This window comes from Desulfobotulus sp. (assembly GCF_034006065.1).
Taxonomy (GTDB): domain Bacteria; phylum Desulfobacterota; class Desulfobacteria; order Desulfobacterales; family ASO4-4; genus Desulfobotulus.
Genome location: NZ_JAVETM010000007.1, coordinates 33,410 through 60,321, shown reverse-complemented (window position 1 = coordinate 60,321; position 26,912 = coordinate 33,410). Strand labels below are relative to the sequence as shown.

Here is a 26,912-nt window from a genome sequence, read left to right as displayed (position 1 = left end):
TGTATGCAATTGTTTTTTCTGCGTCAATGCTTTTTTCTGTTTTCCGGATATTTTTCCCTGCGGTTCTGGCAGGAAAGGGAAAGTGAGCAGACGGAAAAGATTCCTCTGGGCTTGCAGCCCAAAGGGGATGGAGCCGGGCCTTGCCGAGGGCCAAGGTGCGCTTTTTCTTTCCTTTCCGTGGAAAAAGACGCGCTGGCACCGAGGCTCCATCTTGCCATTTTGCCCTGTTTGTGGCATGCACAGCCTTTGTTGTTTTTCTTACGGTAAGCAGATTTTTTCAGCGGCACTGCCGCCCCCCATACAGAAGCGGAGGATAGACCCATGTTGTCTGAAAACTACAGTCCCCTTGAGATCGAAGAAAAATGGCAGCAGCAGTGGGAAGCCGAAGGGGTTTTCCGGGTCCATGAAGACAGGGCAAAGCCCAAATACTATCTTCTTGAAATGTTCCCCTATCCTTCGGGCAAGATTCACATGGGCCATGTGCGCAACTACACCATCGGTGATGTGGTGGCCCGGTACAAGCGCATGCGGGGGTTCAACGTACTCCATCCCATGGGATGGGATGCCTTTGGCATGCCCGCGGAAAATGCCGCCATTCAGAACAAGACCCATCCTGCGGCCTGGACCTATGAGAACATTGCCGCCATGCGCAGACAATTGAAGCGTCTCGGGTTCAGCTATGACTGGGACCGGGAGCTTGCGACCTGCACGCCGGAATACTATCGCTGGGAGCAGTGGCTTTTTATCCGCATGTTTGAAAAGGGCATGGTGTACCGCAAGGAATCCTTTGTCAACTGGTGCGATCCCTGCCAGACCGTTCTGGCCAATGAGCAGGTGGAAGACGGGGCCTGCTGGCGCTGCGGCAAGGAAGTCCGCCAGAAGAAGCTCTGGCAGTGGTATTTCCGCATCACGGATTTTGCCCAGGATCTTCTGGATCACTGCGATCTGCTTCCCGGATGGCCGGAAAAGGTCACCACCATGCAGAAAAACTGGATTGGTAAATCCACAGGGGCCCGCATCCGTTTTGGCCTTGAAGGCCTTGAAGGCGGCATTGACGTTTTTACCACAAGGCCGGATACGGTCTGCGGAGCAAGCTTTGTCTGCCTTGCGCCGGAGCATCCCCTGGTGACAGCCCTTTCCGCAGGCACGCCCCAGGCCGGGGAGGTGACGGCTTTTCTTGAAAAAATGGCCCGTCAGGAGCGGACGGCCAGGGCCATAGAAACAGCGGAAAAGGAAGGGGTTTTCATCGGAGCCTTTGCCACAAATCCTGTGAGTGGAAAGTCGGTTCCCATTTATGCGGGCAATTTTGTTCTTATGGAGTACGGCACCGGTGCGGTCATGGGGGTTCCTGCCCACGATCAGCGGGATTTTGACTTTGCGGCCCGCTATGCCCTGGATCGGCCCGTGGTGATCCAGCCCGAAGGGGAAAAGCTCGAATCTATCTCCATGACTGCGGCCTGGACAGGGCCGGGCAGGCTTGTGAATTCCGGTATTTTTGATGGCATGGACAGTGAGGGGGCAAAGGCGGCCATTGCGGACTGGCTGGAAGCCCGCAACGCGGGGGAAAAGGCCGAGCGTTTCCGTCTCCGGGACTGGGGGATTTCCCGCCAGCGCTACTGGGGCAGCCCCATTCCCATGATCCACTGCGAGGCCTGCGGCATTGTGCCGGTTCCGGAAAAGGATCTCCCCGTACGACTTCCCGAGGATGCGGCCCTTCTGGAAAACGGAGGCTCCCCCTTGGGTGCCCTTGCCTCCTTTTATGAGGTGGACTGCCCCAGATGCGGGAAAAAGGCCAGGCGGGATACGGACACCATGGATACCTTTGTGGAGTCGAGCTGGTATTTCCTCCGTTATTGCAGCCCCGCATGCGACACCGCCATTTTTGATACCGAGGCCGTGCGCTACTGGATGCCCGTGGATCAGTACATCGGCGGGGTGGAACATGCGGTGATGCACCTCCTTTATTCCCGCTACTTCACCCGCGTTCTGGAAGCCGAAGGGCTGGTCAGTTTCAAGGAACCCTTCACCAACCTTCTCACCCAGGGCATGGTCTGCAAGGAAACCACCACCTGTCCTGTCCACGGCTTTCTCTATCCCGAAGAGGTGGACTTTGGTCAGGAAAAGCCCTTCTGTCTCAAGTGCCAGAGTCCTGTCACCGTGGGCCGTGTGGAAAAAATGAGCAAGTCCAAGCGCAACGTGGTGGACCCCGCCATGCTGCTGGATCGTTATGGTGCGGACACCACAAGGCTTTTCTGTCTTTTTGCCGCACCGCCGGAGCGGGATCTCGAATGGAGTGACACGGGTGTCGAAGGGGCGTATCGCTTTTTGAACCGGGTATGGCGTCTGGTGCTTCGGTACAAGGATGTGGCTTCCGGTGTTCAGCCCTTTGACGGGGAGCTTTCCGATCTTTCCCAGGCAGACCGGGATATTTTCCGCAAAACCCATCAGACCCTGAAAAGGGTGGCCGAAGACATTGATCGTTTCCACTTTAATACGGCCATCAGCGCGGTGATGGAGCTTGTGAATGCAGTCTTTTCCTCCGGGGAAAAGGGGGAGGGGATAGAAAATGCCGGTGTGGCCCGTCATCTTCTGGAATCCGTGTGTTTCATGCTGTCTCCGGTTGCGCCCCACATGATGGAGGAAATCTGGGCTGGCCTTGGCGGTTCGGGCCGTCTTGTGGAAAAGGGCTGGCCTTTGTGGCGGGAAGACGCCCTTCAGGAGGAAAATGTCCTCATTGTGGTTCAGGTAAACGGCAAGCTCCGGGACCGGGTGACCCTGCCTGCGGATGCGGATGAGGAAACCATTAAGGCCCAGGCCCTTGCCTCCGAGGGGGCTGTCCGCTTCATGGAGGGCAAGTCTGTGAAGAAGGTGATTGTGGTGAGGGGCAAACTCGTTAACATTGTGGTGGCATAGGTTTTGATCGGTTGATGACCTTTGCCCTGAAGGTCTGTGAAACGGGGCGGTTTCTGCCGCCCCGGCTCTGGCAAGGTGTGCGACACATGGCAAGTCGTTTTTTGCCGAAGGCTTGGGGGGAAGAAGGTGAGTATGTCCAGAGGTCAGGATACAAGAGGCAATGGACGTATGGGTGTGTGGGGGGTGATGCTTTGCGCCCTGCTTCTGTCCGGATGCGGATATGGATTCAGTGGTTCGGGGGGATTTCCCGGTGGCGTGCAACGAATCTTTGTCGCCCAGGTGACAGACAAGGTGGGGGAGGCAGGGCTGGGTACGCGTCTGACGGACGACCTGGTCTATGTCCTGATGCGCAGTCCCCAGGGGAAACTGGCGGACAGCGCCCAGAATGCGGATGCTTTCCTTGAGGGGGAAGTCCGTTCCCTCTCCCAGACGGCCCTTGCCCGCACCGCAAGTGACAAGGACATTGAAAGGCGGATTTCCCTTACGGGTTTTTTTGTTCTGCGTTCTTTGAATGGTGCCATTCTCTGGCAGCGTGAAGTGCAGGAATCGGAAGTGTATGCCGTTGGCCGGGATAAGGCGAGTACGGCAAGCAACCGGAGGGACGCCCTGGAAACCCTGGTTCTCCGCATGGCGGAGAATGTGGTGGAGCGCATGGGAGATGATTTTTAAGGCGTTGAATTTGAAAAGGATGGTTGCCTGAAGAGGTGAGGTCCGGTTGATTCCAAAAAACGGGAAAGACCTCCTTGGAAAAAAGGAGGCCTTTCCCGTTAGTTTTCATGGCATGCGCAGGATGGCAAGAAATTCTCTGGGCTTGGCCCGGAGCTTACAATCCTGTACCGGAATTTTTCAGGCGCGGACTTTATTCACAAGCTGGGCCAGACGGGAGATTTTACGGCTGGCGGTATTGCTGTGAAGTACGCCTTTTTTTGCGGCTTTGGCGATGATGGAAGTGGTTTCCTGCATGGTCTTGGCTGCGGATTCCGGATCTTTTTCAATCAGGGCGCGAAGTTTGGTGACAGCGGTTTTTACCTGGCTCTTCACACTGCGGTTCCGCATTCTGCGGACTTCGTTCTGTTTGGCGCGTTTTTTGGCGGATTTATGGTTTGCCAAAGCGATACTCCTTTTTTACTTTTTTAGATTTTCCAGGGTTATTCAAATCAGCGTAGTCTGTCCAGCATAGTCTGCATTTTTCTAAAAATGAAAAAATAGACGGGATTTGCGGAAGTGTCAATTCTTTTTTGCTCAGGATCCAGGGTGGATGGGGAAAGGGTTCAGGGTGCAAAGGGAGGGCTTTTCACGGGAAGTATTCTGGGGTAAAGAAGGTGCGGGAAAATTTCGGACTCAGGCGGGGTGCGGGTTTTATGGGCGTATCGGAAAGAAAACAGGTGGCCAGGGCTGCGGGCGTGGTGGGGGCGGCGACCCTGCTCAGCCGGATTCTGGGTTTTGTGCGGGACATGGTGATTGCCGCAATCTTCGGGGTGTCCATGGCGGCGGATGCCTTTTTTGTGGCCTTCCGCATTCCCAATCTCATGCGTCGCCTTCTCGCCGAAGGTTCCCTGTCCATGGCCTTTGTGCCGGTTTTTCATGCGGAGATGGAACAAAAGGGCAGGGAAGAAGCCTTTGCCTTTGCCCGTTCCGCCTTCCGGATTCTGGCCCTGGTGCTCCTGGCCCTCACCCTTGCGGGTGTGCTGGCGGCACCGCTCATTGTGCAGATCATTGCGCCGGGTTTTGCGGATACGCCGGAAAAGATGGAGCTGACCGTCTGGTTGACCCGCATCACCTTTCCTTACGTCTTTTTCATCTGTCTGGTGGCCCTGTCCATGGGCATGCTCAACAGCCTTGGGCATTTTGCCATTCCTGCCCTGTCACCCGTGGTGCTGAACGTGGCCATGATCCTCAGTGTCTGGCTTCTCGCCACCCGCGTGGAGCCTGCAGTGACCGCCCTTGCCATTGGCGTGCTGGGCGGCGGGGTGTTTCAGCTCTGCATGCAGTTTCCCCCTCTCTGGAAAAAGGGCTTTCGCCTGCGGGGGCGGACCCCCTGGCTGCATCCGGGCGTACGCAGGGTGGGCAGACTGATGCTGCCGACCATTTTCGGGGCGGCCGTCTACCAGCTCAGTATTGTGATTGGCACCCTCCTGGCCTCCTTTCTGGAGGCGGGCAGCGTATCCTATCTTTATTATGCGGATCGTCTTGTACAGTTTCCCCTGGCCATTTTCGGAATTTCCGCAGCCACGGCCGTGCTGCCCACCCTTTCCCGTCAGGTGGCGTCCGGCCGCATGGAAGACCTGGAAGACACCTTTGGCGAAGCCCTGCGCTGGATGCTTTTCATCAACCTGCCCGCCATGGCGGGTCTTGTGGCCCTGGCCCATCCCCTGGTGGCGCTTTTGTTCCAGAGAGGCGCCTTTGACGCGGCCAGTGTGGCGGGTACGGCCACCGCTCTGATCTATTACAGCGTGGGGCTCTCAGCCTTTGCCTGTGTGCGCATTGTGGTTTCGGTCTTCTATGCCATGCAGGACACCCGGACGCCGGTGATCATGGGAGCGGTCTCCTTAGGGGCTGGTGTGGTCTTTTCCCTGATTCTCATGTATCCCATGTCTTACGGAGGTCTGGCCCTGGCCACCAGCCTTGGCTCCATGGTCAATTTCGGACTTCTGAGCTGGGCGCTTTCCCGGAAGATTCCCGGACTGTTCACCCCCCTGCTTTTAAAAAGCGCCTTTTTTTCCCTGATGAACGCCCTGATCATGGGGCTTGGGGTCTGGGGGCTTGATTCGGTCCTTGCCTCCTGGCTGGGGAGCGGAAGCCTTGCCATGGGGCTCCGGGTTTTTGTGGGGGTGGGGCTGGGCGTGGGGCTGTACACGGGGGGGGCTTTTCTTCTGAAAAGTCCGGAGCTGCACCTTGCTCTGCACTGGATCCGGAGGGGCCGGAAATGAGGGTCCTGCTTTTTTACGGTCTCTGGCTTTTTTTACTGGTGTTTGCCGGTCGCACCCTCCTGGGGCCGGATGGATTTTTGGACTATCAGGCCCTTTTGGAACAGCACAGGGCTCTGATTCAGGAAAAGGAAGCCCTTGAGCGGGAAAACCGGGATCTGGTGAGGCGGGTATGGCGTCTGCAGGAGGATTGGGCCTACATTGAAGCCGTGGCCCGGGAGCAGCTGAGCATGGTGCCGCCCAATGCGCTGATCTATCGTTTTGATGAAGCGCAGGTTTCACCCTGAATGTTCGTTCAGGTCGGTATGGGAGGAAGAACGAGCAGTTTTTTTCATGCATAAAGACCAGAGGAGGAAAAGGGGATGAAATCGGAAAGATCTTGGGGGATGCCTGGGACGGAAACCCTCGAAACTCTGCGCATGAAACAGGGTCTTCCGCCTTTGGCGCTGGCGGAAGACCCGACGGTGAAGCTTCTGACCCAGTGGCTCTCGGCCATGCTGGAAGGATGGTCTTCGGTCCGGATCCGGAAGGTCCGGTCCCGTTGTCTCGGAAAAGGGAGAAAATGGGAAAAGAGCTTTTCAGTCCGGGATCTCTGAGGGCCTTTCCAGGCCTTTGCAGCCTTTTTCATAGCAGTGGTCCCCATACCACTGGATCTGGCGGCAGATGCCCCGGAGCATCCGCACCTCCCTTGCCCGGAGAGGCATGCGGGAGATGAGATGGCGGAAATTGTCCAGCCAGTAGTCGGGGTTGTCCGGCCGCATGAAATCAATGCGGATGAGCACTTCCTGCATATGGGCGTAAAGGGCTTCCAGTTCCTGGCGCGTGGCCAGCTTGGGCGAGGGATCCTGCTGGGGAGGCGGGTCATGGGAAAAGAGGGTATAGGCGATCACCATGACAGCCTGGGCGAGATTGAGGGAGGAAAAATCCGCAGTGGGGATACGGACAAAGGCGTGGCAGAGGCGCAGATCCTCGTTTTCAAGCCCTCGGTCTTCGGGCCCGAAGAGAATCCCCACCTCGTTTTCAGGTGCAATGCGATGGACCTGCTCGGCCAGCTGCTGCGGGGTCATGAGGCTGCGCTTGCGGTTTCTTCCCAGTCGGGCCGTGGTACCCACCACATAGCCCATGTCCGCCACAGCGGTGCTGAGGTCTTCATGCCAGACCATGGCGTCTACCACATTCCGGGCCGCGTGGGTGGCCATGCGGTAGATCTTTTCCATGTCATGTTTTTCCTTTGTCACCACCACAAGGCGGGTAAGCCCCATGTTGCACATGGCCCTTGCGGCGGATCCGATATTTTCAGGGAATTTGGGATAACAGAGTACGATGCGGATTCTGTCCGCTGGAAGGGCGCTCATAGGATCAGATATACTCCCGGGTGCTGAAGAAAAAGGCAATTTCCTCCCTTGCGGTGTCTTCGGCGTCGGAACCGTGGACCACGTTTCGTTCAAGGGCCGTGGCCAGTTGTCTGCGCAGGGTGCCTTCTGCGGCCTGGGTATGATCCGTTGCACCCATGACGCTGCGCCAGTGGCGGATGGCATCTTCTTTTTCCAGCAGGAGGGCGACCAGGGGGCCTGAACTCATGAAGTTCACAAGGCTTTCAAAAAAGGGTTTTTTCTCATGCACCCTGTAAAAGGCCATGGCCTCCTTGGAGGAGAGGCGGAGCATCTTCATGGCGCGTACATGAAAACCTTCCTTTTCAATGCGCTGGAGAATGGTCCCCATGCAGCCCTGGCCAACGGCGTCGGGCTTGATGAGGGCGAGGGTCTGTTCCATGGAAAGGCCTTTCCGGATTCTTAACCTTTGGATAAGGGATCCTTTTGGGGTGTTTCCGGTCTGCTCAGGGCGGGCCGGGTTTGTATGTTGTGAAGCTGTGAGGATAGGGATGAAAAGATCCTTAACCGGGTTTTTCCTGAAAAATTTAAGTTCTTTACTGGTAAGGATCACAGCCCTGGGGCAGGGTGCCGGAAGCGGCGATCATCCTTTCCGTGTGTAGCAGAACAGCAGATGAAGGGTCAAGCAGCGTTGCCTTTTGCGTGGTTTTTCCGTACACATGGAGGGCAAACCATAACGGACTTTTTCGGATGGAGGATGGATGAAGGTCAGAATGGGAAAACAGGGCTTTACCCTGATTGAAGTCATGGTGGTCATTGTGATTCTGGGGATCCTTGCGGGATGGATCGCGCCCAAGCTTCTGGGAAGAACCGATGACGCCCGCAGGGTGAAGGCGGAAATGGACATCGCCTCCTTTAATACGGCTCTGAAATTGTATCGCCTGGACATGGGCCGTTATCCCAGCACGGAAGAAGGCCTGGAAGCCCTGGTGCGCAGGCCGGACGCAGGCGCGGATCGCTGGCGTGAAGGCGGGTATCTGGAAAGTCGGCGCGTACCCCTGGATCCCTGGGGTAATGCCTACATTTATCTTTCTCCGGGCATTCATGAAGAATACGACATTCTTTCCTACGGAGCCGATGGCGTTGCGGGTGGTGATGGTGCCAATGCGGATATCACCTCCTGGGAAAAGGAATGATTGCCGTGCTGTGCGCAAAAAGGCCCGGGGGTTTTACCCTCATGGAGCTGGTGGTGGTGCTGGCCCTGATGGCCGTGATTCTGGGTGTCAGCTTTCCAAGAATCCGCCTGGCCATGGATGCGGATCAGGAGCGCAGGCAGCTGGACGCCTTTGTGGCCATGCTGGAAGCAACGGGTCAGGAAGCCTTGGAAAGAAAAGAAGAAATTCTTCTTGAACTGCATGCGGACCATCGCAGCCTTCGGGCAGGGGGGGAAGGCGGCAAGGAATGGCGCTTTGCGCCCAGTCTCGGGGTGAACGCCCTGCGGCGCTCAGGTCGGGATCTGCCGGAAACCCGGGAAATCCGTTTTTATCCAGAAGGATATGCGGACCCTGTTTTTTTCTGGATGGAGGGAGCCATGGGTCGTAAAACCCTGGTGCTGCATCCCCTGCAGGTACGGGTGGAAATTTTAAGTGGCTTTGTGACGCCGGAGGGCTGGGATCATGGGGTCTAAGAGGCAGGATGGGGCGAGCGGCTTTACCCTTCTTGAAGTGATGATCGCCCTGAGCATCCTGGCCCTGGTTTTAACGGCTGTGCTGCGACTTCATGGTCAGAGCCTGTCCCTCCTGGAGCGTTCTTCCAACGAAATTCTGGCTCCTTCCCTGGCAGGGGAAGCGCTGAGTCAGGTGATACGGGAGCTGCCGGAACCCCGGAGCTTAAGGGGAAGTTTTGAGTCGTTTCCGGGTTTCACCTGGGAAGCGGAGGTTTCCCGGGTGGAGGGACTTGCGGGCGAGGGGGAAAACAGCCGCCTTTTCCGTGTTCATGTGCGCCTTCTGAAAAACGGGGTGAAACATTTTTCTCTGGAAACCTTCCATGGAGGTCTGCCATGAGCGGCGATGCGGAGAAACCGGGATGGGCGCGTGCGGGTTTCACCCTCATGGAAATTCTTGTTTCCCTTGTGATTCTTGCCATTGTGATGGGGGCCTCCTATGCGTCCTTTTCCGCCCTGGTGGGAACGGAGCAGGCCATGGCGCCCATGCTGCGCAGCCTCCGGGAAGGGCAGACGGCCATGACGTGGATCACAAGGGATCTGACGGCTGCGGTGGTTTCTCTGCCCCCGGCTTACCGCAGACCGGAACCCCTTGAGGATGAAAAGGACCCTTTCCGGTTTGAGGCCTGGGAAGATCTGGTGGGGAATAAAAGGGTGGCCGGGCTGCGCTTTGCCGCAGACGCCCATCTGCCCTTATACGGATCCGAGCTGAAAGGGGTGGCCCGCATCAGTTATACCGTAGGGGAAGGGCCTGGCGGAGACCTTGTGCTTTTCCGGAGTGATGATCTGCATCCCTATCCGGATCCGGATAAAGACAGAGTGCGGCGTTTTGTGGTGTGCACAGGGCTGCAGGCCTTTACCCTGGAATTTCTGGATGAAAAAGGAGACTGGCGGCGGGAATGGGATTCGGAAGACCAAAGGTGGGGATGGTCCACGCCCCAGGCGGTGCGTATCCGCCTGGAGACGGGAAAGGGTGCGGATTCACGGCGTCTGGAGACGGAAATTCTTATCCCTGTGCGTCGGGCCGCCCAGGGCGAGGTGTGATGCAGCAATCTTCCGGCATGGTGCTGGTGGCCGTTCTTGCCATGATGCTGGTGCTTGTGTCCCTGGTGACTACCTTGCATCGTCAGATGCGGGATACGGTGATTTCCGTTAGAAAGTCCGGAGATATCCAGCAGGCACGGGCTGTGGCTGCGGCGGGTGTGCAGGCGGCCATGGCCCTCCTTGCCCAGGATCGGGAGCTTACGGAAAAGGATACGCTCCAGGATGCCTGGAACGACCCTGAGCTTTTGCACACAGCTCTGACGGCCTCGGGCCTTTCCCCCCTTCCCGAAGTTTTCATTGAAGATGAATTGGGAAAAATTCAGGTGAACGCCCTTGTGAACCGGCCCAATGAGGTCAACGGCGATCAGGTGAAGCTCTGGGATCGTTTTTTAACGGCCCTTATCCTGCACGATGAAAGCCTCATTGGCAGCCGACCTTCGGCCATCATCAATCCCCTCATTGACTGGCTGGATTCCGGAGACGATGACCGCATCACAGGGTTGGATGGAGCGGAAAGGGATTATTACGCTTCCCTGGATCCACCCTATGCACCCCGCAATGGTCCGTTCACGGATTTATCGGAGCTGAGGCGGGTGCGGGGCATCACCCCGGAGCTGTGGGCCCGGGTGGGCGGGGTTGAGGGGCTTGGCCGTGTAATGACCATATGGGGGGAGGAAAGCCGGACAGGCCGGAGTGTGGGGATGAGCGGCCGCATCAATATCAATACCGCGCCGGTGGAAGTGATCGCCACCCTGATCACGGAAAATTCCAGCCTGCACATGGCCGAGGAAATTGTGGCTTTCCGGGATGAAAAAAGCGAAGGAATTTATGTCAATGACCTTGAAGGAAACTGGTATCGCCGCTGCGCAGGATGCGAAGAAGTGCCCCTGGCTGAAAATCTGATTACCCAGCGCAGTGATATTTTCCGCATCGTATCCCGTGCGGTGAAAGATGGAGGGGCTGTGAAAATCACCGCCGTGGTCCGGCGGGAGCGGGACGGGGAGGCAGGTCGTTTTTTCTGCAGGATCTTGCGCTGGCAGGAAGAATAGCCTATAAAACTTTTTCCTTAGCGCATCTTTATTTTAAGAGTTGTTTTTTTGCGCCATGCCGGATACTTCAGAACCATGCGGACACAGAATACCCTGATATTCTGATTTAAAAACCTTTTGTATCCCCGCCGGACTCAGACCGGCTTTCCCAGGTTTTCATCCAAGAAGGGTCTGTCTTTTCCATGTCCCAAGCGTTTTTTGCCCTGGAAATTTCTTCAGACGGTGTCCGGGCCTGCCGTTTTTCCCGGGAGGGAAGGCAGGGAACCCGTCTTCGTGAAATGGTCCTGCGCCCGCCCGAAGAGGACAAGCCTGTGGAAGCCCAGGCCCTTGCGGCTCTGGAAGCCCTGGGGGCGGATAAGGGGCCTGTTCATGTCTGCCTGCCTGCCTGGGACTTCATGATCCGGAACATGACCCTGCCGTTTAAAGGTACTGGAAGAATCTCCCAGATTCTGCCCATGGAAATGGGGGCGGGGCTGGGAGTCAGTCCGGATTCCTGTGAAATTGCCTTCCTGGAGACGAAAAAAAGCGCCACAGGCACGGGGGTTCTTGCCCTGGCGCTGGAAAAGGGCCGTGCGGAGGGGTTGATCCAGACCCTTGGAGAAGCCGGTTATTTTGTGGAAGCCCTTGCGGTGTCCCAGCTCGCTGCCGCCAGCGCCCTTGCGGCCATGGACAAAACCGAAGGGGCCTGGGGGCTTGTGGATACCCGAGGTGCCCTTGTGCTGATGTCGGGATCGAGGGCCCTGGGCCTGCGCGTTTTTCCGGGAGTGGATCAGGGCGAAGACCGGCTGGCTGGGACGGTGTCCACGGTATTGTCTGAAATCTGCGGACTGCGGTATCCTGAGATTACCCTGGATAAACTGCGGATCATGGGTCCTTGCGCGGACGCCCTGGCCTTGACTCTGGAGAGTCGCCTGGGCATTCCCGCCCAGGGCCTGAACCCGGCTGACTCCGAAGGTCCGGACCCGGAAAGGGTGCTGGCCGGAGATGCGGGAGGCGTTTGCGCGGTCTTTGCCTCCTGGGCCGCCATTCGGGGGAAGGCGGCTCCCAGGTTCCGGGAAAGGGGATGGCGGGTGGATCATTTTTTCGCCTCCCACGGAAAAGCCCTCATAGGATCAGGGGTGCTGACCCTTCTTGTGCTGGTGCTTTTGGGCGCTCACCTTGTGTTGGACATGCAGCGGCTTCGACGTCAGGATCGTATGCTGGATGCCGAAATCCGCAGGGTGTTTACCGCAACCCTGCCGGATGTGACCCGCATTGTGGATCCTTTGCACCAGATGCGGATACATCTGGCTGAACTGGAGCAGGCTTCCGCCTTTGCGGCCAGCGGATCCGCAGACCATCGCATGGTGGAGCTTCTCCGTGGCCTGGTCCGGAGTGCTCCGGAGGGGGCTCCCATGCACTTTACCCGCCTGGCCATCACGGGGGATCAGCTTACCCTCTCCGGAGAAACGGACACGTACAACCATGTGGATGCTTTGAAAAACCGGCTTTCGGCCCAACCCTTCTTTTCCGGTGTCACCATCACCCAGGCCACGGCGGATCAGGAAGAAGGCAGGGTGCGTTTCAATCTCCGTTCAGACCTGCGATAGGACATTATGGTTTCTTTGGTGCTTTCCCGAAGGGAAAAGAAAATTGTCATGGCGGCGGGGCTGGTGATTCTCTGTCTCATGGTGGACTGGCTGGTCCTGTCTCCGTGGCGGAACTGGCAGAGCCGCATGCACAGAAGCATTGCCGTCAAAACGGATCAGCTTAAAGAGATGGAAGCCCTTTCTGCCCGGTACCGCAGTATCCGCATGACTAACCAGGGGGCTGCGGCCTCCCTTGCGGCCCGCAGGGAGGATTTCACCCTTTTTGGTTTCCTTGAACGCGTGGCTGGGGAGACGGGGGTTAAGAGAAACATTGCCTCCATGAAACCCGGCAGTGCGGAAGACCGCGCCACGGGAATGCGTTTTTCCCTTGTGGAAATGCGCCTTGAGGATGTGAGCATGATGGACCTGACCCGGCTTCTGTTTCATCTGGAAAATGCTCCTGAAAATGTGAAGATCCGGAGTCTGTCCATCACCCGGAAGAGCGGAAGGGATCCTGCAACCCTTTCGGTGATCCTCAATGCCCAGACTGTGGCGGGATAAGGGGTGAACGTAAGGATGAAATCCTTTTTGAAAGTGAGCGCCTGGTTTCTCTATACCCTGGGAATGGTGCTGTTTTTTACTTATCTGCTTTTTCCATCGGAACCCTTCCGTTTTTTTGCGGAAAAAGAGCTTTTGCGGAGAACGGGCGCGGAAGTGCGGATGGACGGACTCTCGCTGGGTTTTCCGGCAAGCCTCACCCTGAAGGGGGTGAGGGTAGACCAGGAAAAAGGGCTGCGGTTTTTCCTGGAGCAGGTCCGTCTGAAACCCGTCTTCCTGGCCCTGATGACAGCCCAGGTGGGCGCCAGGGTGGAGGTGCAGGGACTGGGAGGGCGTGCGGAAGCTGGGCTGAAGATGCCTCCCACTTCGCCCCTGAAGGCCCGCGGATATCTGAATCTTGAAAACCTCGCCATGGAGGCTCTTACGGATCTTCTGCCCGAGCCCCCTCCTCTGGGGATTCAGGGCAGGCTTTCCGGTCGTTTTGTCTGTGCACCGGAGGAAGAAGGCTTGGGCATTTCCGGCAGCCTGAACCTTGAAGGCGGCGAGCTGGTTCTGGATTTTCCCATGATGGATGGTCTGAATCTGAAGCTTTTGACCCTGCAACTGGAAAGCCGGGTGCAGGAGAAGAACGCTGAGATTAAAAATCTGCTCCTTGCCGGCAGCTTTGGCACCTTGCAGCTTCAGGGAGCCATGGGCCTTCCGGCGGGGCCCGCATCCAGGCTGGATCTTTCCGGCGGCATACGGCCGGATCCTGCGTTTTTGCAGCAATTGACCCGTATGGGCGGGATTGGTCCTGTGATTGGCCGTTTTGTGGGGCAGCGGGAAATCCCGGTGCGTGTGGGGGGAACCCTTGAGCGTCCGCAGGTAACCCTTGCGGGCATGCGGTTGTGAGGCCTATGGTCCGCTATCTTTTTTTATTCTGGAATCTCCTGATGGTGCCTGTGGGGGCCTATGCCCTGGTTTCCCTTGGTTATGGCGTTCTTGCCGAACGCCTGGATCCTCTGGCCGGAAACAGCGTAAAAGCGCCTGTGGCTGCCCAGGTTTCCGGCGGAGAAGCCCAACGGGCCCAGAGGCCGGATGCAGGGCAGTATGCGGTGATCTATGAACGCAACCTCTTTGGCACTCTGGCAGCACCCAAGGCGGAGGAAAAAGCGCCTGCCATAGATCTTGACGCTCTGCAGCGCACCACCCTGCGCCTGAAGCTCTGGGGAACCATTGCTTCGGAAAACGTGCATGAAGCCTTTGCAGTGATTGAGGATACGGCAAAAAAGACCCAGGATCTTTACCGCGTGGGAGACCGGATTCAGGATGCCACCGTGCGCATGATTCTGCGGCAGAAGGTGGTTCTGACCCGCAGAGGCCAGGATGAGATTCTGGAAATGGATCCTGAGGAAGGCCAGAAAACCCTGGCTTCCGCCGCGCGTCTTCCCGCAGGGGCTGCAAGTCTTCAGGAAATTTCACGCCAGACCATTGATGAGTCCCTGCAGGATATCAATGAACTGATGCGTCAGATCCGCATCCGTCCTAATTTTGAGGATGGCAAACCCGCAGGCCTGCGGGTGGATCGGCTGCGTTCGGATTCCATTTTCCGGCAGCTGGGACTTGAAAACGGCGATGTCATCAAGGGTGTCAACGGAAAGGAAATCCAGTCCGTGGACGATGCCCTGACCTTTTACGACCAACTGAAAAACGCCTCTTCCGTTTCCCTTCAGGTGGAACGCAGGGGAGCGCCCCAGACCCTTTCTTACACCATCAGGAACTGAGCGCGGCCCGGACCGCGAATGGAGAGCCACAGCGGATGATTCTGACCCGAGTACGAAATGTCAATGCCCGATGCCTTGTGTTTCCATTCCTCTGCCTTTTTGTGCTTGCCGTGACCGCCTTTCCCGCAAGGGGGCAGGACCGGAGGGTGAACATTGATTTCAATGACGTGGAAATATCGGTTTTCATCAAATACATCAGTGAGGTGACGGGCAGGAACTTTGTCATCGATAACCGGGTGCGGGGTAAAATCACCATTGTGTCTCCGGGTGCTGTGACCGTGGATGAGGCCTGGGATGTCTTTGAATCCGTTCTTGAAGTCCATGGTTTTGCCGCCGTGCTTTCCGGTGAGGTGTACAAGGTCGTGACCCAGCCGGACGCCCGCACCAAGGCCATGCCCACGGGATTCGGAGACAGGGCCTTGGGTGAAACGGACCGTATGATCACCCAGCTGATTCCTCTTCAGTACGCAGACCCTGAGGAGTTGCGTCGGCTTTTTGCGCCCCTTGTGTCCAAGACCAGCGTTCTGCTTTCCTATCCGGCCAGTAAGATGCTCATTGTGACGGATGTGGAATCCAATGTGCGGCGGGTTCTGGAGATTGTCCGCTACATTGATGTGCGGGACATGGGCCGGGAGATCAGCATCACCCCCCTGGCCCATGCGGATGCCGCAGACCTGGTGAAAACCCTGGAGGCCATTTTCCGTCAGACACGACGGGAAGAGGGCAAGAGCGTAACCGACGATCCTGTGAAGTTTGTGGCGGATGCGAGAACCAACACCCTCATCATCCTTGCGAGCAAGGTGGACCTGGATCGGGTGGTGCCCCTGGTGCATCAGCTGGACAGTGCCCTGCCCAAAGGCCGGGGCCGGGTTCATGTCTATTACCTTGAAAATGCCGTGGCCGAAGATCTGGCCAAGGTTCTCCAGTCCATGGTGGGGCGGGGCGGCGCAGGCGCAGGATCTGGCGCGGCGGGTACCGCCAAAACCGAAGCGGTGGTCTCTTCGGACGTGACGGTGACCCCGGATCAGGCCACCAACAGCCTCGTTATCATGGCCAACCAGGGAGACCATGCCGTATTGGGGGATGTGATCCGGAGGCTCGATATTCCGAGAGCCATGGTACTCATTGAAGCTTTGATTGTGGAAGTGAGTGTGAACAGCACCTTTGGCCTTGGAACGGAATGGGCCGCAGGTGACAAGTTTTCCACCAATGGCGCGGATGCAGCCTTTGGCGGGGGCTTTTCCGGTACGGGGGGCACTTCCGCATGGAGCAATACCACAGGCCTTGCGACCAAAGGTCTTCTTCCCGGTGGATTTTCCCTCGGCGTGGCGGCAGCGCCCCTGGTTCTGACCTCCGGAGGCAAGGAAATCATGTTCCCCAACCTCGGGGCTGTGATCCAGGCCTTTCAGTCGGATAAGAACTCCCACATTCTGGCAACGCCGCAGATTACCACCCTGGACAACCGGGAAGCCCACATCACCGTGGGGCGGAACATCCCCTACCTCATCAAGTCCGCAACGGGGGACAATGCCTACAACAACTATGAATACAAGGATGTGGGGGTTCAGCTTAAAATTACGCCCCAGATCAGCAAGGAAGGTCTCATCCGTCTGGATATTTTCCAGGAAGTGACAAGACTTCTTTCCGCAGCAGGCAACCTCAATGAACTGCCCACCACCCTCAAACGCACCATCGATACCACCGTGCTGGTCCGGGATCGCAATACCGTGGTCATTGGCGGACTCATTGACGACAGTTTTGCGGAATCCGAGTACAAGGTGCCCTGCCTCGGGGATATTCCCGGCCTGCGCTACCTTTTCAGCAGCCGGGGCCGGGAGCGGGATAAGACCAATCTCTTTGTCTTTATCACCCCCCATATCATCCGCAACGTGAAGGATGTGGAGCGGGTGACCCGGGATCGTCTGGACACGATCAAGGAACTTTCCCCAGCGGTCATCCCCCTGTATGAGGACAGCCGGGGGGGCAGGGGAATACCACCTGCCATGCCCATGCCAGAAATGTTGGGGGAGCCAGGGGCGCAGGATCGGGTGGTTGAGGAAGATCTTTCCGGAGAAATGCCTGAAAAGAGGCAGAACCCCAGAGAAAAACGGCAGGAGGAAGGGGCAGCCGGGGAGGAAAAACCCGATGCGTGAGGCCCTGATGGACAAACTGGCCCTCTGCCTGGCTTGTCGCAGGGAGGTGCTGGATGAAGTGGCAAACGATGGGGAAGAAGGCTTTGTGGAGGGCCTTTTAAAGCGCAAGGTGGCGGACGAGGACACCCTGCTTGCCGCCTTGTCCCAGGTTCTGGATATCCCCCTTGCATCCGCAGAGGATCTGGGATCTGGGCATACGGATTTTGCCCGCAGGGTGCCGATTCACTTCCTGAAGCGCCACCTCCTTCTGCCCATGCCCCATGCGGGCAAGGTGGCCCTGCGCGACCCCATGGATCTGGAGGCTGCGGGCGATCTCTGTGCCCTTTTGCATATTCCGCCCCTTTTTCCCGTACTGGCGTCCAAGGCCCGCATTCTTTCCGCCATTAACCACGCCTATGACGAGGCCCGTGGCTCGGTGGAGGAGATGGCCCAGAACCTTGAAGAAGAGTCCGGAGAATCCATTTTAAGTGAGATCGAGGAAGCGGCGGACCTTCTGGATGACAGCAATGACGCCCCCATCATCAAGCTTGTGAACCATATCATCGCCCAGGCGGTGAAGGCCAATGCCTCGGATATTCACATTGAACCCTACCAGGATCGTTTTGTCATCCGCTACCGCATGGATGGCATGCTCTATGAGCTGATGCGGCCTGCCAAGTGGATGCAAGCACCTCTGGTGTCCCGCATCAAGATCATGGCCAAGCTCAACATTGCGGAAAAGCGTCTGCCCCAGGACGGGCGTCTGGAAGTGAAAATCGGCGGTCAGTCCGTGGATGTGCGTATTTCCACCGTGCCCACAGCCTTTGGGGAAAGGGTGGTGCTGCGTCTTCTCAACAAGGCCAACACCCTGCTCGGGCTTTCCGATTTTGGCATGGCGGATGATACCTATGCGGCCCTCAATCGCCTGATCCGTCTTCCCAACGGAATCATCCTTGTGACCGGCCCCACAGGCAGCGGGAAAACCACTACCTTGTATGCGGCTCTGGCGGAGATCAACCGTGAGGATGTGAACATCGTCACCATTGAGGATCCCGTGGAATACCGGATTCCTGGCATTGGCCAGATTCAGGTGAATCCCAAAATCGGTCTCACCTTTGCCAAGGGACTGCGCTCCATTGTGCGCCAGGACCCGGACGTGATCCTGGTGGGCGAAATCCGGGACCAGGAAACCGCAGAAATTGCTGTACAATCCGCCCTCACAGGACATCTGGTCTTCTCGACCCTGCACACCAACGACTCGGCCAGCGCCATTACCCGCCTTGTGGATATCGGTATCGAACCCTTTCTCATTGCCTCTGCGGTGAAGGCGGTGATGGCCCAGCGCCTGGTGCGTATTCTCTGCCCGGAATGCAAGGTCCCCTACCTCCCCCTTCCCGAAGAGATTGATACCCTGGGACCGGATGGGGAATGTCTTCGAGGGCGGGAGCTGTTTCAGCCCAAAGGCTGCCCTGCCTGCCTTCAGTCCGGGTACAAGGGGCGCATGAGCATCTATGAGATCATGGAGATGGACAGCGCCCTTAAAAAGCTGGTTTTAAAGACCTCAGACTCCAACCCCATCCAGAACGCGGCGGTAAGGGGCGGCATGGTCACCCTGAGAAAGGATGGAATCCGCAAAATCCGTGAAGGCCTGACCACCATTGCCGAGGTGCTGCGGGTCACATGAGAGCTTGTGCTGGCATGGCTGGCCTGATGTTTAAAAAAAACGTAACTGTTCAGCACAGTTTTCCAAGTACCATACCTGCAAGACAGATGCACAGGCCCCAGGCTATTTGCCCGTGACGCAATCTTATTCTTAGAGCTTCTTGCCCTGTGCGGAAGCGGCAAAAACTCGCCGCCACAGGCAGGACAAGTTTTTTTTATTACCATAGCAGGCCTTGGTACGCTGCCTTTGTGGCGGCTCAGACAGTTTGCCGCTTCTTTCGCACAGGCCTGCAAAACTCTGATCCGAAACGATTGCAATGTCACTTGCAAATAGCCACGGAGCCTTGCAACAGTACGAATCTGCTGCAACTACAGCATTGGCCGTTCGGAATAAACGGTACTGAATAATTACAAAAAAACGGACAAACGATCTGCCCTTTGGCCTGTCTGGGATAGTCAAGGGGCGTATCCATTTTTGGCGATGCGTGCCTTGTCTTTTCTGTATGCGCAGAAAAAGGGAAGGAAGCCGAAGAAAGGACGCGATTCCTTGCAGCTTATCATCAGCGATCTGCGTATTCCCGTTGAAGAGGATGGAATGGATGCCTACCGACGGGCTGTTCTGGAGAAGCTTGGAGAAGGCGCGGGCGCAGACATCACACGGATTCTCAGCAAATCCCTGGACATGAAGGATCCTGAGCAGTTTTTTTATCAGGTCTGCCTGGTGGTGACCGTGGGAAACGATTTTGAGCATGGGGGAAGTTTCCCCTTGTATGCAGAAGAGATCCCAGCCATCCGTAAGAAAATCCGGGAGACGAAAAGGCCCCTTGTGGTGGGATTTGGACCTGCGGGAATGTTTGCGGCTCTGGAGCTTCTGGCCTGCGGTTTCAAACCCCTGATCTTTGAGAGGGGAAAGAGGATAGAGGAGCGTTCTTTCGATGTGGAGCGCTTCATCCGGGAGCGCAGATTGAACCCTGAATCCAATATCCAGTTCGGCGAAGGGGGCGCAGGCGCATACTCCGACGGTAAACTCTTTTCCAGGCGCAACCGCAATACGGGCTATGTCAGCCGGGTGCTGGATACCTTTGTGCGGTTTGGCGCGCCGCCGGAGATTGCTTACATGGGGAAGCCCCATCTGGGTACGGATGTACTCTGCGTCCTTGTGCGGAACATACGGGATTATATCCTCGGGCAGGGGGGAGAGATCCACTACAATGCCAGGATGACGGACATGCTCCTTTCCGAAAACAGGGTTGCGGGAATTGTCATCAACGGAGAAAAAACCTTTTTTTCCGATCAGCTTTACCTTGCCATGGGGCATTCGGCCCGTGACACCCTGAGCCTTCTGCACGAAAAGGGCGTGGCTCTGGAGCGCCGGGGCATTGCCGTGGGAGTGAGGATCGAACATCCTGCGGAAACCATTAACCGGATGCGCTATGGCGAGAAGTATGCCCATTTCAAGCCTCTGGGTGCGGCGACCTACTCGCTGAACCATACCAACCGTGAGATCCGCAGGGGCGTGTACACCTTCTGCATGTGTCCGGGTGGGGAGGTGGTGAACGCGGCATCGGAAGAGGGGAGGCTGGTGCTCAATGGCATGAGCTATTCCCATCGCGGCTCTCCCTTTTCCAACGCCGCGCTGGTGGTGACCTGCCACGCAGAGGATTATCCGGGAGAAGGCCCCCTTGCGGGGCTTGATTTTCAGAGGGTGATGGAGTCCAGAGCCTTCAGGGCCGGGGGGGGAAACTGGAGCGCGCCGGGCCAGACTCTGGGATCTTTTCTCGGGGAAAAGGGAGCCTGGGATCTGCCTGAGCACTCTTACAGAATGGGAGTGAGGCCTGCGGACATGAAAGAGATTTTTCCGGATTTTGTGCTGAATGAGCTGCGGGCGGCCTTTGAAAAATGGAAAAAAGAGGTTCCTGCCTTTGTCTCCCACGGTGCTCTGCTCCTGGGACCTGAGACACGGACATCCTCGCCTGTGCGGATCCGGCGGAACGAGTACTATGAATCGGTGAACATCCAGGGACTTTATCCCATCGGTGAAGGTTCTGGTTATACGGGCGGTATCACAAGCTCCGCTGCGGATGCCATACGCGCGGTGGAAAGGCGGGTGCTCTGATGCAGAAATATGGATTTCTTCTGGTGTGCTTCTGGATGGGGTTTCTTTTGCCGGGCCTGGCTGCGGAAAATCCTTTTTGCCCTGAGGCTTCTTCCCTTGACTACGGAATGCAGCGCTATGGGGAGAAGAAATGGGACCTTGCGGCCCTGGGGCTGGATCGTTTTCTTTTTTTCTGTCCTGGGCATGGGGATCGGGACAGGGCAAGGATTTATCTTGCCCTTGCGTACCGCAACCTTGGAAAAAAGGAGGAAGCGGCCCTGCTTTTAAGGTCTGTTCATCGCGAAGGCCAGGGGACGGAAGCCCCTGCCTCGGCTCTGCTGCTGGCATCCTTTTACGCAGAGGACGGGGAGCCCGGCCAGGCCGTACTCTGGGCGGAGAACGTGGCAAGAACAACGGAAGAGGCGGATCTCAAGGCCGCAGCCCTCTGGATTGCAGGGGGACAGTATCTGAAGGCCGGGGATTTTCAGGGCGCAGCCCTGCGGTGGGAGCATTTGCCGGAAAAAGAGCGCCTGGAGGCTGAAAAGCTCTGGGAGGCCTGGGGACAGAAACCCGAGGCGGGGAAAAAAAGCGTCCTTGCGGCGGGTTTCTGGGGCTTGATTCCAGGGGGAGGCTATGTGTATGCGGGCCGGAGGCAGGCGGGCGCCATGGCCTTCGGGCTTACCCTGGGCATGGGCGCTGCGGCATGGGAAGCCTTTGACCAGGATCTTCCCATTCTGGGAACCCTGTTAGGCCTCATTACCCTTGGCTTCTACGGGGGCAGCATGAAAGGCGGAATGGAGGAGGTGAGGCTCGGTAACAGGAACCTTGACCTGAACCACGAAGCTGAGGTGACCCAGCGGTTCAGAAAGGAAGCTTCCCTTCCCCTGGATGGGGGGAGCATTCGTATTCTTGTGCCTTTCTGAAGATGTTTTTCCCGCGTTTCAGGGAAAACGGCGCACCCATTCCACGGCTTCCCGCATGAGCTCGCCGGATGTGTTCACGTTGAGTTTCTTTTTGATGAGTTCTCTGTAGCTCCCCACGGTTTTTGCGCTGACCCCGAGAAGATCGGCAATGTCCTTTCTCTGAAAGCCTTTGCCCATGAGCTGAAAGACTTCGAGTTCCCTGTCCGAAAGGGTTTGCACAGGATGGGTGGTGGGATCCGCCTTGCGGCTCAGGCGGCCGACCATTCGACTGACCATGGTGTCACTGGCGTAGATGCGGCCGGAGAGCACCTGGCGGATGGCCTGGATAACCGTATCGCTCATCTCCCCTTTCATGATGTAGCCCATGGCTCCGAGACGAAAGGCCCGCTCCGCATAGAGGGACTCATCGTGCATGGAAACGATGAGGGTGGGCAGACCTGGATTTGAGCTCTGGATGTCCCCCAGAAGTTCGAGACCACTTTTGTCCTTGAGGGTGATGTCAATGATGACCATGTCGGGTTTCAGATTCTGGATGGCGATGCGGGCTGCGGCCACGTCTTCGGCTTCCCCGCAGACTTCCATGTCCTTTTCCTCATTGATGAGCTGGGCCAGGCCTTTGCGGAATACGGGGTGATCGTCCACAATCAGGATACGTGCGGAATGTGACATAGGATTTCAACTCCGGGATGGGGATGACGGTTACGGATTTCCAGTTCAGCGCCGATGCGCCGGGCTCTGTGGCCCATGATGCCAAGCCCCATTCCCTCTTTGGGAAGGGGATGGGGCAGACCCTGGCCGTTGTCCTGGATGCACAGGCAGATACCCCGTTCCTTGCTGCTGAGGTTCATGTGAATGCGATCCGCCTTGCCATGGCGCAGGGCGTTGCTGATGGCTTCCTGGGCGATGCGGTAGAGGTTGACGGCGAGGTTGTGGTCCATTTTCATATCCTGGGTGAGGGCTTCCAGCCTGCACTGGACCTGAAACACGTTTTCGATCTGTTCGGCAAGCTGGGAAAGGGCTGAGGCCAGTCCGCCCGCATCCAGATTGACAGGGCAGAGTCCCTTGGCGATATCCCGGGTTTTGGTGGTGGCGGAACGGATGAGTTCTGCAATTTCTCCGGCCAGATCCGCACTGGGGCTCTGGGCTCCGAGCAGGCGTTTGTGCAGCAGACTGGCCATGGCTTCCACGCCCACCAGGTGCTGGCCCAGATCATCATGGAGATCATAGCCGATTTTTCGCCGTTCTTCCTCGCCTGTGCGCAGAATTTCCTTTTCAAGCCGCCTCTGCTCGGTGATGTCGAGAATGGCAGTGAGCATGCAGGGTTGACCGTCAAGATCCACGATGTCTGCGGAAAGGTTGCCGTTTCTTATTTCGCCCCCATGGGTACGATACACGATTTCCCGCTGGTGAAAGCGGCCATGGGTAAGCAGTTCCCTGGCCAGGCTTTTAAAAAGGCCCGGATCCGGCCAGAAGGCCATATCCCGTATTTTTGACCCTGTGATTCCTGCTCTGGGGTAGCCTGTGATTTTTACGAGGGTATCGTTGACATCAATGATGCGACCTTCGGACATGGTGGCGATCATCATGGCCACAGGGCTGGAGTGGAAGGCTTTGGCGAATTTTTCTTCGGATTTTTTCAAAGCCTCCTCAGCCCTTCGCTGCTGGGTGATATCCAGAACCGAGGCAATGCTCTGCTGGGTTCCGGGAATCATGGCAACGGTCATGGTGGCGATGAGGCTTTCCCCTTCTTTATTGCGCAGACGACACTCATAGGTTCGGGGGGCTGCGGTGGGATTTTCCCTGCGCAGGTGATGGTAGCGTTTCATGCGCTCGCGGTCTTCCACGTTTTCCACAAACACCGTCCAGACCTGACGGCCTTCCACCTCTTCCCGATTAAAACCCGAGAGTTTTTCAAATTCCGCATTCACCATGGCGATGGTGGCGTCTTTTTCAATGAGCATGGTGGCGCTGCCCGTATTGGCAAAGACGGTCCGGTAGGTTTCCTCGGATTTGGCAAGGTCTTTCTGGGCCTTGCGCAGCTCTGCGGCATCGCCTTCCAGTATGCGGATGCGGTTTTCCAGGCGTTTTTTTTCCTTGAGGATTTTCAGGCGCTGTTTCTGGAAAGGGTATGGGGTTGGCATGGGTAGGCTCCTTTTACGCAGAAAAAAGAGGCATGAGATCCGGGTTCAGGGCATTGGACCTAAGGGGGTTTTAGGTCTTTGACCTAGGGAAAAAACGGCCTTGCATGGGCCTTGAAAACGGCTTGGGGCGGATTTTTTCAAAGACAAGGATAGCGTAGGTTGTAAAAAATATCAACGTCTCCGAAATCCTTTTCAAATCCAACCCTAAGGAGGGAAGCCCATGGCAAGAATGCAGCCGCGCTTTATGGCCGATGTGGAAGCCTGTGTGGACGCCATCATAGAAACAGTGGGAAAAAATGTGGTCCTGGGTATGCCCCTGGCCCTTGGCAAATCCCACCACGTGACCAATGCCCTGTATGCCAGGGCCAGACGGGATCCTCAGATGCATCTGACCATTCTCACGGCCCTGGCCCTGGAAAAGCCCTCGCCTTCCAGCGAGCTGGAGCGTCGCATGCTGGAGCCCATTGTGCAGCGAATCTGGAATGGGGTTCCGGATTTCGATTATATGAAGGATTACAGGCAGGGAAAACTTCCGGAGAACGTGACGGTCCGGGAGTTCTTTTACAAGGCGGGCAGCTACATGAACGTGCCCGAAGCCCAGCAGGAGTACATCAGCAGCAACTACACCCATGTGGTGCGGGACCTTGAGGTCAATGCCATCAATGTCTATTGCCACATTGTGGCCAAGGGAGAGGAAAAGGGCCAGCTGGTGTTCAGTGATTCCTGCAATGCGGATCTGGGGCGGGATGTGATTGCGTATATGGAAAGGGCCAAGGCGGAAGGTCGTAAGGTCATGCATGTGGCCCATGTGAATCGTCATCTGCCTTTCATGTACGGGGATGCGGTGAATACCCCCGATGTCTTTGATATTGTGCTGGAAGGGGAAGAACTGCACACCCCGCTGTTTTCTGTTCCTAAGGCCTCCGTGGCACTGGCGGATCATGCCATAGGCCTGCATGTGAGCAGCCTCATCAAAGACGGCGGTACCCTTCAGATCGGCATTGGCGCCCTTGGTGACGCCATTGCAGACAGCCTTGTGTTGCGGCAGGAGAACAACGAGATCTACCGGGCCTTGCTGGCGGATGCGGGCATTGAAGAACATTACGGGACCCTTGTGGATCGGATCGGTGGCAGGGATCCCTTTGAAAAGGGTTTGTACGGAGCCACGGAAATGCTCGTGGAAGCCTTCATGTATCTTTATCATGCGGGTATTCTGAAGCGCAGGGTGTATGGTCATGAAGGGGTGCAGCACCTTGTTAACGAAGGTCTCCTGCAGGAGACCCCCAGCCCGGAGGCCCTGGAAATCCTTTTTTCCGAACGCCCCTTTTATCCCATGCTGACAGAAGAAGATTTCACGATTCTCCAGCACCATGGGCTTTTGTCTGAGGATCTGCAGTATGGGAATTTTGAAATCCGGGACCGTGAAGGCCGTGTCTGGAGTGCGGATCTGCGGGATGGGGATCACCGCAGGAAACTGGCCGTAGACCTCTGCGGGGATCGTCTGAAAAACGGTGTGCTGCTCCATGGGGGGTTTTTCATCGGATCCAATGATTTTTACGAAAGTCTGCGCACCATGGACCCCGAGGAGAGAAAACTCTTCAGCATGACGGGGGTTGATGTGGTGAACCAGCTTTACGGCAATGAAAAACTCCGGGCTCTGCAACGAAAGGATGCCCGATTTGTGAATACGGGCATGAAACTTTCTCTGCTTGGCAATGTGTGTTCCGACGGTCTGGAAGATGGGCGCGTGGTCTCTGGCGTGGGCGGGCAGTATAACTTCGTATCCATGGCCCATGCCCTGAAGGATGCAAGGCTGATCATGATGCTCCGGGCCACGGGTTTCAGGGGAGGAAAAACCGTTTCCAACGTGGTTTTCAATTATGGGCACACCACCATTCCCCGCCATCTGCGGGACATTGTGGTGACAGAATACGGCATTGCGGATCTGAGAGGTCGCTCTGACAAGGAAATCATTGCGCGGATTCTGGCCATCACGGATTCCCGCTTCCAGGAAGGGCTTTTGCAGAAGGCAAAGGACGCAAAAAAAATTCCCCAGCACCACATGATTCCCGATGCGTTCCGGAACAACACGCCAGAACGCATCGCCGCCCTTGCGGCCCGATACCGCAAACAGGGCGTGTTTGCCCCCTTCCCCTTTGGTTCGGAATTCACCCACGAAGAACAGATTCTGGGAAAATCCCTGCGGGGTCTGAAACAGAGCCTTGCAAGGAAAAAATGGGCCACCCTGGGTGGCATTCTGGGGCAGCTTGTGAAGTCTTCCCCGGAAGCCGCAGCTCCTTACCTGAAACGCATGGGCCTGGATGTGCCCGCTGGTCTGAAGGAAAAGCTCCTGCGCAGCGTGGTCACCCATGCCCTGGTTTCCGGGGGCAGCCTTGGCGGATCTTCGGAAGCCCGCAAGACTGAATCCGCAAAGGGACTGGTGACGCCTCGCACACAGCGGCGGGCCAGTGTCCGTTGATCTGAAAAGGACAGGGCAGGCTGGGGGTGAAAGATGAAAAAAGGGGGAAAGGGGATGACCTTTCCCCCTTTGGTATGCAAGGGGCAAAAAAGAAAGAGGTGTGTTTTTTTTTAAGATTTTTCCGGTTTTTCTGTGATAAGCATGGGTCTGCCTTTTTGATGAAAAACATGAGGTTAAAAGTTTTTTTAAAGTATCCGGTTTTAAGAGGTTGCAGATCTCACCATTTCCAAGAAAAGGAGGCAGGCCATGGAAAAGGACAGGCATCTTTACATCCTGTGGACCAATGATAACCCCGTTACTGCGGAAAAGATGGTTTTCATGTATGGTGGCAACAGCCTGAGAAATGGGTGGTGGGAGGAAGTGACCCTCATTGTCTGGGGAGCCACCACGGAGCTTGTCAGTAAAAACGCAGCCATTCAGAAGCAGATCCTGGAACTCATGGAAGGCGGGGTGAAGGTATCGGCATGCAAGGCCTGTGCGGATCAGTTGGGGGTGTCGGATCAGCTGGAGGCCCTGGGGCTGGAAGTGAAATACTGGGGCAAATCCCTCACCGCCCTTTTGCAGTCGGACGCCAGGCTCTTAACCATCTAATCCGCTGAACCCA

General features: G+C 56.8%; 25 protein-coding genes. 20 read left to right on the top strand and 5 right to left on the bottom strand.

Annotated elements, in window-relative coordinates; translation table 11 throughout:
• The first annotated feature begins 324 nt into the window (after positions 1–324).
• Together leuS and lptE are read left to right on the top strand one after the other, a co-directional pair.
• The gene (leuS, locus tag RBR60_RS04790; protein WP_320354775.1) at positions 325–2,913 is read left to right on the top strand and encodes a leucine--tRNA ligase; all 2,589 of its coding nucleotides are present in this window, start codon (positions 325–327) and stop codon (positions 2,911–2,913) included.
• 132 nt (positions 2,914–3,045) lie between these two features.
• On the top strand, positions 3,046–3,582 hold the full coding sequence (gene lptE, locus RBR60_RS04785; RefSeq protein WP_320354741.1) for an LPS assembly lipoprotein LptE: 537 nt from the start codon (positions 3,046–3,048) through the stop codon (positions 3,580–3,582).
• A gap of 177 nt (positions 3,583–3,759) precedes the next feature.
• Here the strand turns inward: lptE and rpsT are convergent, their stop codons facing one another.
• On the bottom strand, positions 3,760–4,023 hold the full coding sequence (gene rpsT / locus RBR60_RS04780; protein ID WP_320354740.1) for a 30S ribosomal protein S20: 264 nt from the start codon (positions 4,021–4,023) through the stop codon (positions 3,760–3,762).
• Positions 4,024–4,235: 212 nt separating this feature from the next.
• Here rpsT and murJ point away from each other — a divergent pair, with 212 nt between their 5' ends.
• The 3 genes from murJ (at position 4,236) to RBR60_RS04765 (ending at position 6,436) form a co-directional block, all read left to right on the top strand.
• Positions 4,236–5,843: a murein biosynthesis integral membrane protein MurJ gene (murJ, locus tag RBR60_RS04775; RefSeq protein WP_320354739.1), complete on the top strand. Its 1,608-nt coding sequence runs from the start codon at positions 4,236–4,238 to the stop codon at positions 5,841–5,843.
• Positions 5,840–6,127: a septum formation initiator family protein gene (locus RBR60_RS04770; protein WP_320354738.1), complete on the top strand. Its 288-nt coding sequence runs from the start codon at positions 5,840–5,842 to the stop codon at positions 6,125–6,127. Before murJ ends, RBR60_RS04770 begins: the two co-directional genes overlap by 4 nt.
• A 75-nt stretch (positions 6,128–6,202) precedes the next feature.
• Positions 6,203–6,436: a hypothetical protein gene (locus RBR60_RS04765; protein ID WP_320354737.1), complete on the top strand. Its 234-nt coding sequence runs from the start codon at positions 6,203–6,205 to the stop codon at positions 6,434–6,436.
• On the opposite strand, the gene RBR60_RS04760 is transcribed toward RBR60_RS04765, so the two are convergent.
• Positions 6,419–7,195 (bottom strand): RNA methyltransferase, encoded by a 777-nt coding sequence (locus tag RBR60_RS04760; RefSeq protein ID WP_320354736.1) that lies wholly within the window; start codon positions 7,193–7,195, stop codon positions 6,419–6,421. The two genes, RBR60_RS04765 and RBR60_RS04760, sit on opposite strands and share 18 nt — an antisense overlap.
• A 4-nt stretch (positions 7,196–7,199) precedes the next feature.
• Positions 7,200–7,613, bottom strand: coding sequence for a nucleoside-diphosphate kinase (ndk, locus tag RBR60_RS04755; protein ID WP_320354735.1), 414 nt, complete (start codon positions 7,611–7,613; stop codon positions 7,200–7,202).
• A gap of 319 nt (positions 7,614–7,932) precedes the next feature.
• Here ndk and gspG point away from each other — a divergent pair, with 319 nt between their 5' ends.
• From gspG to RBR60_RS04690, 13 genes are all read left to right on the top strand, one after another.
• Positions 7,933–8,367, top strand: a complete 435-nt coding sequence (gene gspG / locus RBR60_RS04750) for a type II secretion system major pseudopilin GspG (protein ID WP_320354734.1) — start codon at positions 7,933–7,935, stop codon at positions 8,365–8,367.
• Positions 8,368–8,372: 5 nt separating this feature from the next.
• Positions 8,373–8,858, top strand: coding sequence for a type II secretion system protein (locus RBR60_RS04745; protein ID WP_320354733.1), 486 nt, complete (start codon positions 8,373–8,375; stop codon positions 8,856–8,858).
• The gene (locus RBR60_RS04740) at positions 8,848–9,234 is read left to right on the top strand and encodes a prepilin-type N-terminal cleavage/methylation domain-containing protein (protein ID WP_320354732.1); all 387 of its coding nucleotides are present in this window, start codon (positions 8,848–8,850) and stop codon (positions 9,232–9,234) included. Before RBR60_RS04745 ends, RBR60_RS04740 begins: the two co-directional genes overlap by 11 nt.
• Positions 9,231–9,938 carry a type II secretion system protein GspJ gene (locus RBR60_RS04735; protein ID WP_320354731.1) on the top strand — a complete coding sequence of 236 codons (708 nt, stop codon included), beginning with the start codon at positions 9,231–9,233 and terminating at the stop codon, positions 9,936–9,938. The genes RBR60_RS04740 and RBR60_RS04735 overlap by 4 nt, the downstream gene beginning before the upstream one ends.
• A complete protein-coding gene (locus tag RBR60_RS04730) occupies positions 9,938–10,987 on the top strand; it encodes a general secretion pathway protein GspK (protein ID WP_320354730.1) in 1,050 nt (349 codons plus the stop codon). The genes RBR60_RS04735 and RBR60_RS04730 overlap by 1 nt, the downstream gene beginning before the upstream one ends.
• Before the next feature lie 182 nt (positions 10,988–11,169).
• Positions 11,170–12,576 carry a PilN domain-containing protein gene (locus tag RBR60_RS04725; RefSeq protein WP_320354729.1) on the top strand — a complete coding sequence of 469 codons (1,407 nt, stop codon included), beginning with the start codon at positions 11,170–11,172 and terminating at the stop codon, positions 12,574–12,576.
• Positions 12,577–12,582: 6 nt separating this feature from the next.
• Positions 12,583–13,116, top strand: a complete 534-nt coding sequence (gene gspM / locus RBR60_RS04720; RefSeq protein WP_320354728.1) for a type II secretion system protein GspM — start codon at positions 12,583–12,585, stop codon at positions 13,114–13,116.
• Positions 13,117–13,131: 15 nt separating this feature from the next.
• The gene (gene gspN / locus RBR60_RS04715) at positions 13,132–14,004 is read left to right on the top strand and encodes a type II secretion system protein GspN (protein ID WP_320354727.1); all 873 of its coding nucleotides are present in this window, start codon (positions 13,132–13,134) and stop codon (positions 14,002–14,004) included.
• 41 nt (positions 14,005–14,045) lie between these two features.
• On the top strand, positions 14,046–14,876 hold the full coding sequence (gene gspC, locus RBR60_RS04710; RefSeq protein ID WP_320354726.1) for a type II secretion system protein GspC: 831 nt from the start codon (positions 14,046–14,048) through the stop codon (positions 14,874–14,876).
• Positions 14,877–14,911: 35 nt separating this feature from the next.
• Positions 14,912–17,029 (top strand): type II secretion system secretin GspD, encoded by a 2,118-nt coding sequence (gene gspD, locus RBR60_RS04705; protein ID WP_320354725.1) that lies wholly within the window; start codon positions 14,912–14,914, stop codon positions 17,027–17,029.
• Positions 17,022–18,692: a type II secretion system ATPase GspE gene (gspE, locus tag RBR60_RS04700; RefSeq protein WP_320354724.1), complete on the top strand. Its 1,671-nt coding sequence runs from the start codon at positions 17,022–17,024 to the stop codon at positions 18,690–18,692. The genes gspD and gspE overlap by 8 nt, the downstream gene beginning before the upstream one ends.
• A 525-nt stretch (positions 18,693–19,217) precedes the next feature.
• Positions 19,218–20,786: an NAD(P)/FAD-dependent oxidoreductase gene (locus RBR60_RS04695; protein WP_320354723.1), complete on the top strand. Its 1,569-nt coding sequence runs from the start codon at positions 19,218–19,220 to the stop codon at positions 20,784–20,786.
• Entirely contained in the window at positions 20,786–21,688 is a 903-nt protein-coding gene (locus RBR60_RS04690) for a hypothetical protein (protein ID WP_320354722.1), read from the top strand. Before RBR60_RS04695 ends, RBR60_RS04690 begins: the two co-directional genes overlap by 1 nt.
• Positions 21,689–21,706: 18 nt before the next feature.
• Here RBR60_RS04690 and RBR60_RS04685 read toward each other — a convergent pair whose 3' ends face one another.
• Both RBR60_RS04685 and RBR60_RS04680 read right to left on the bottom strand, forming a co-directional pair.
• A complete protein-coding gene (locus RBR60_RS04685) occupies positions 21,707–22,357 on the bottom strand; it encodes a response regulator transcription factor (protein WP_320354721.1) in 651 nt (216 codons plus the stop codon).
• Positions 22,333–23,829: a PAS domain S-box protein gene (locus RBR60_RS04680; protein WP_320354720.1), complete on the bottom strand. Its 1,497-nt coding sequence runs from the start codon at positions 23,827–23,829 to the stop codon at positions 22,333–22,335. The genes RBR60_RS04685 and RBR60_RS04680 overlap by 25 nt, the downstream gene beginning before the upstream one ends.
• A gap of 220 nt (positions 23,830–24,049) precedes the next feature.
• On the opposite strand from RBR60_RS04680, the gene RBR60_RS04675 reads away from it, so the two are divergent.
• Both RBR60_RS04675 and RBR60_RS04670 read left to right on the top strand, forming a co-directional pair.
• Positions 24,050–26,308 carry an acetyl-CoA hydrolase/transferase C-terminal domain-containing protein gene (locus tag RBR60_RS04675; protein ID WP_320354719.1) on the top strand — a complete coding sequence of 753 codons (2,259 nt, stop codon included), beginning with the start codon at positions 24,050–24,052 and terminating at the stop codon, positions 26,306–26,308.
• A gap of 246 nt (positions 26,309–26,554) precedes the next feature.
• Complete coding sequence (locus RBR60_RS04670; RefSeq protein ID WP_320354718.1) at positions 26,555–26,899, top strand: DsrE family protein; 345 nt, start codon at positions 26,555–26,557, stop codon at positions 26,897–26,899.
• The last annotated feature ends 13 nt before the right edge of the window (positions 26,900–26,912 follow it).

What these genes read in the sequence shown, in the direction of transcription:
- lptE (WP_320354741.1), top strand. Translation starts at nt 3,046, where the DNA reads ATGTCCAGAGGTCAGGATACAAGAGGCAATGGACGTATGGGTGTGTGG.
- RBR60_RS04770 (WP_320354738.1), top strand. Translation starts at nt 5,840, where the DNA reads ATGAGGGTCCTGCTTTTTTACGGTCTCTGGCTTTTTTTACTGGTGTTT.
- RBR60_RS04765 (WP_320354737.1), top strand. Translation starts at nt 6,203, where the DNA reads ATGAAATCGGAAAGATCTTGGGGGATGCCTGGGACGGAAACCCTCGAA.
- RBR60_RS04760 (WP_320354736.1), bottom strand. Translation starts at nt 7,195, where the DNA reads ATGAGCGCCCTTCCAGCGGACAGAATCCGCATCGTACTCTGTTATCCC.
- ndk (WP_320354735.1), bottom strand. Translation starts at nt 7,613, where the DNA reads ATGGAACAGACCCTCGCCCTCATCAAGCCCGACGCCGTTGGCCAGGGC.
- gspG (WP_320354734.1), top strand. Translation starts at nt 7,933, where the DNA reads ATGAAGGTCAGAATGGGAAAACAGGGCTTTACCCTGATTGAAGTCATG.
- RBR60_RS04740 (WP_320354732.1), top strand. Translation starts at nt 8,848, where the DNA reads ATGGGGTCTAAGAGGCAGGATGGGGCGAGCGGCTTTACCCTTCTTGAA.
- RBR60_RS04735 (WP_320354731.1), top strand. Translation starts at nt 9,231, where the DNA reads ATGAGCGGCGATGCGGAGAAACCGGGATGGGCGCGTGCGGGTTTCACC.
- RBR60_RS04730 (WP_320354730.1), top strand. Translation starts at nt 9,938, where the DNA reads ATGCAGCAATCTTCCGGCATGGTGCTGGTGGCCGTTCTTGCCATGATG.
- RBR60_RS04725 (WP_320354729.1), top strand. Translation starts at nt 11,170, where the DNA reads ATGTCCCAAGCGTTTTTTGCCCTGGAAATTTCTTCAGACGGTGTCCGG.
- gspM (WP_320354728.1), top strand. Translation starts at nt 12,583, where the DNA reads ATGGTTTCTTTGGTGCTTTCCCGAAGGGAAAAGAAAATTGTCATGGCG.
- gspN (WP_320354727.1), top strand. Translation starts at nt 13,132, where the DNA reads ATGAAATCCTTTTTGAAAGTGAGCGCCTGGTTTCTCTATACCCTGGGA.
- gspC (WP_320354726.1), top strand. Translation starts at nt 14,046, where the DNA reads ATGGTGCCTGTGGGGGCCTATGCCCTGGTTTCCCTTGGTTATGGCGTT.
- gspD (WP_320354725.1), top strand. Translation starts at nt 14,912, where the DNA reads ATGATTCTGACCCGAGTACGAAATGTCAATGCCCGATGCCTTGTGTTT.
- gspE (WP_320354724.1), top strand. Translation starts at nt 17,022, where the DNA reads ATGCGTGAGGCCCTGATGGACAAACTGGCCCTCTGCCTGGCTTGTCGC.
- RBR60_RS04690 (WP_320354722.1), top strand. Translation starts at nt 20,786, where the DNA reads ATGCAGAAATATGGATTTCTTCTGGTGTGCTTCTGGATGGGGTTTCTT.
- RBR60_RS04685 (WP_320354721.1), bottom strand. Translation starts at nt 22,357, where the DNA reads ATGTCACATTCCGCACGTATCCTGATTGTGGACGATCACCCCGTATTC.
- RBR60_RS04680 (WP_320354720.1), bottom strand. Translation starts at nt 23,829, where the DNA reads ATGCCAACCCCATACCCTTTCCAGAAACAGCGCCTGAAAATCCTCAAG.
- RBR60_RS04675 (WP_320354719.1), top strand. Translation starts at nt 24,050, where the DNA reads ATGGCAAGAATGCAGCCGCGCTTTATGGCCGATGTGGAAGCCTGTGTG.
- RBR60_RS04670 (WP_320354718.1), top strand. Translation starts at nt 26,555, where the DNA reads ATGGAAAAGGACAGGCATCTTTACATCCTGTGGACCAATGATAACCCC.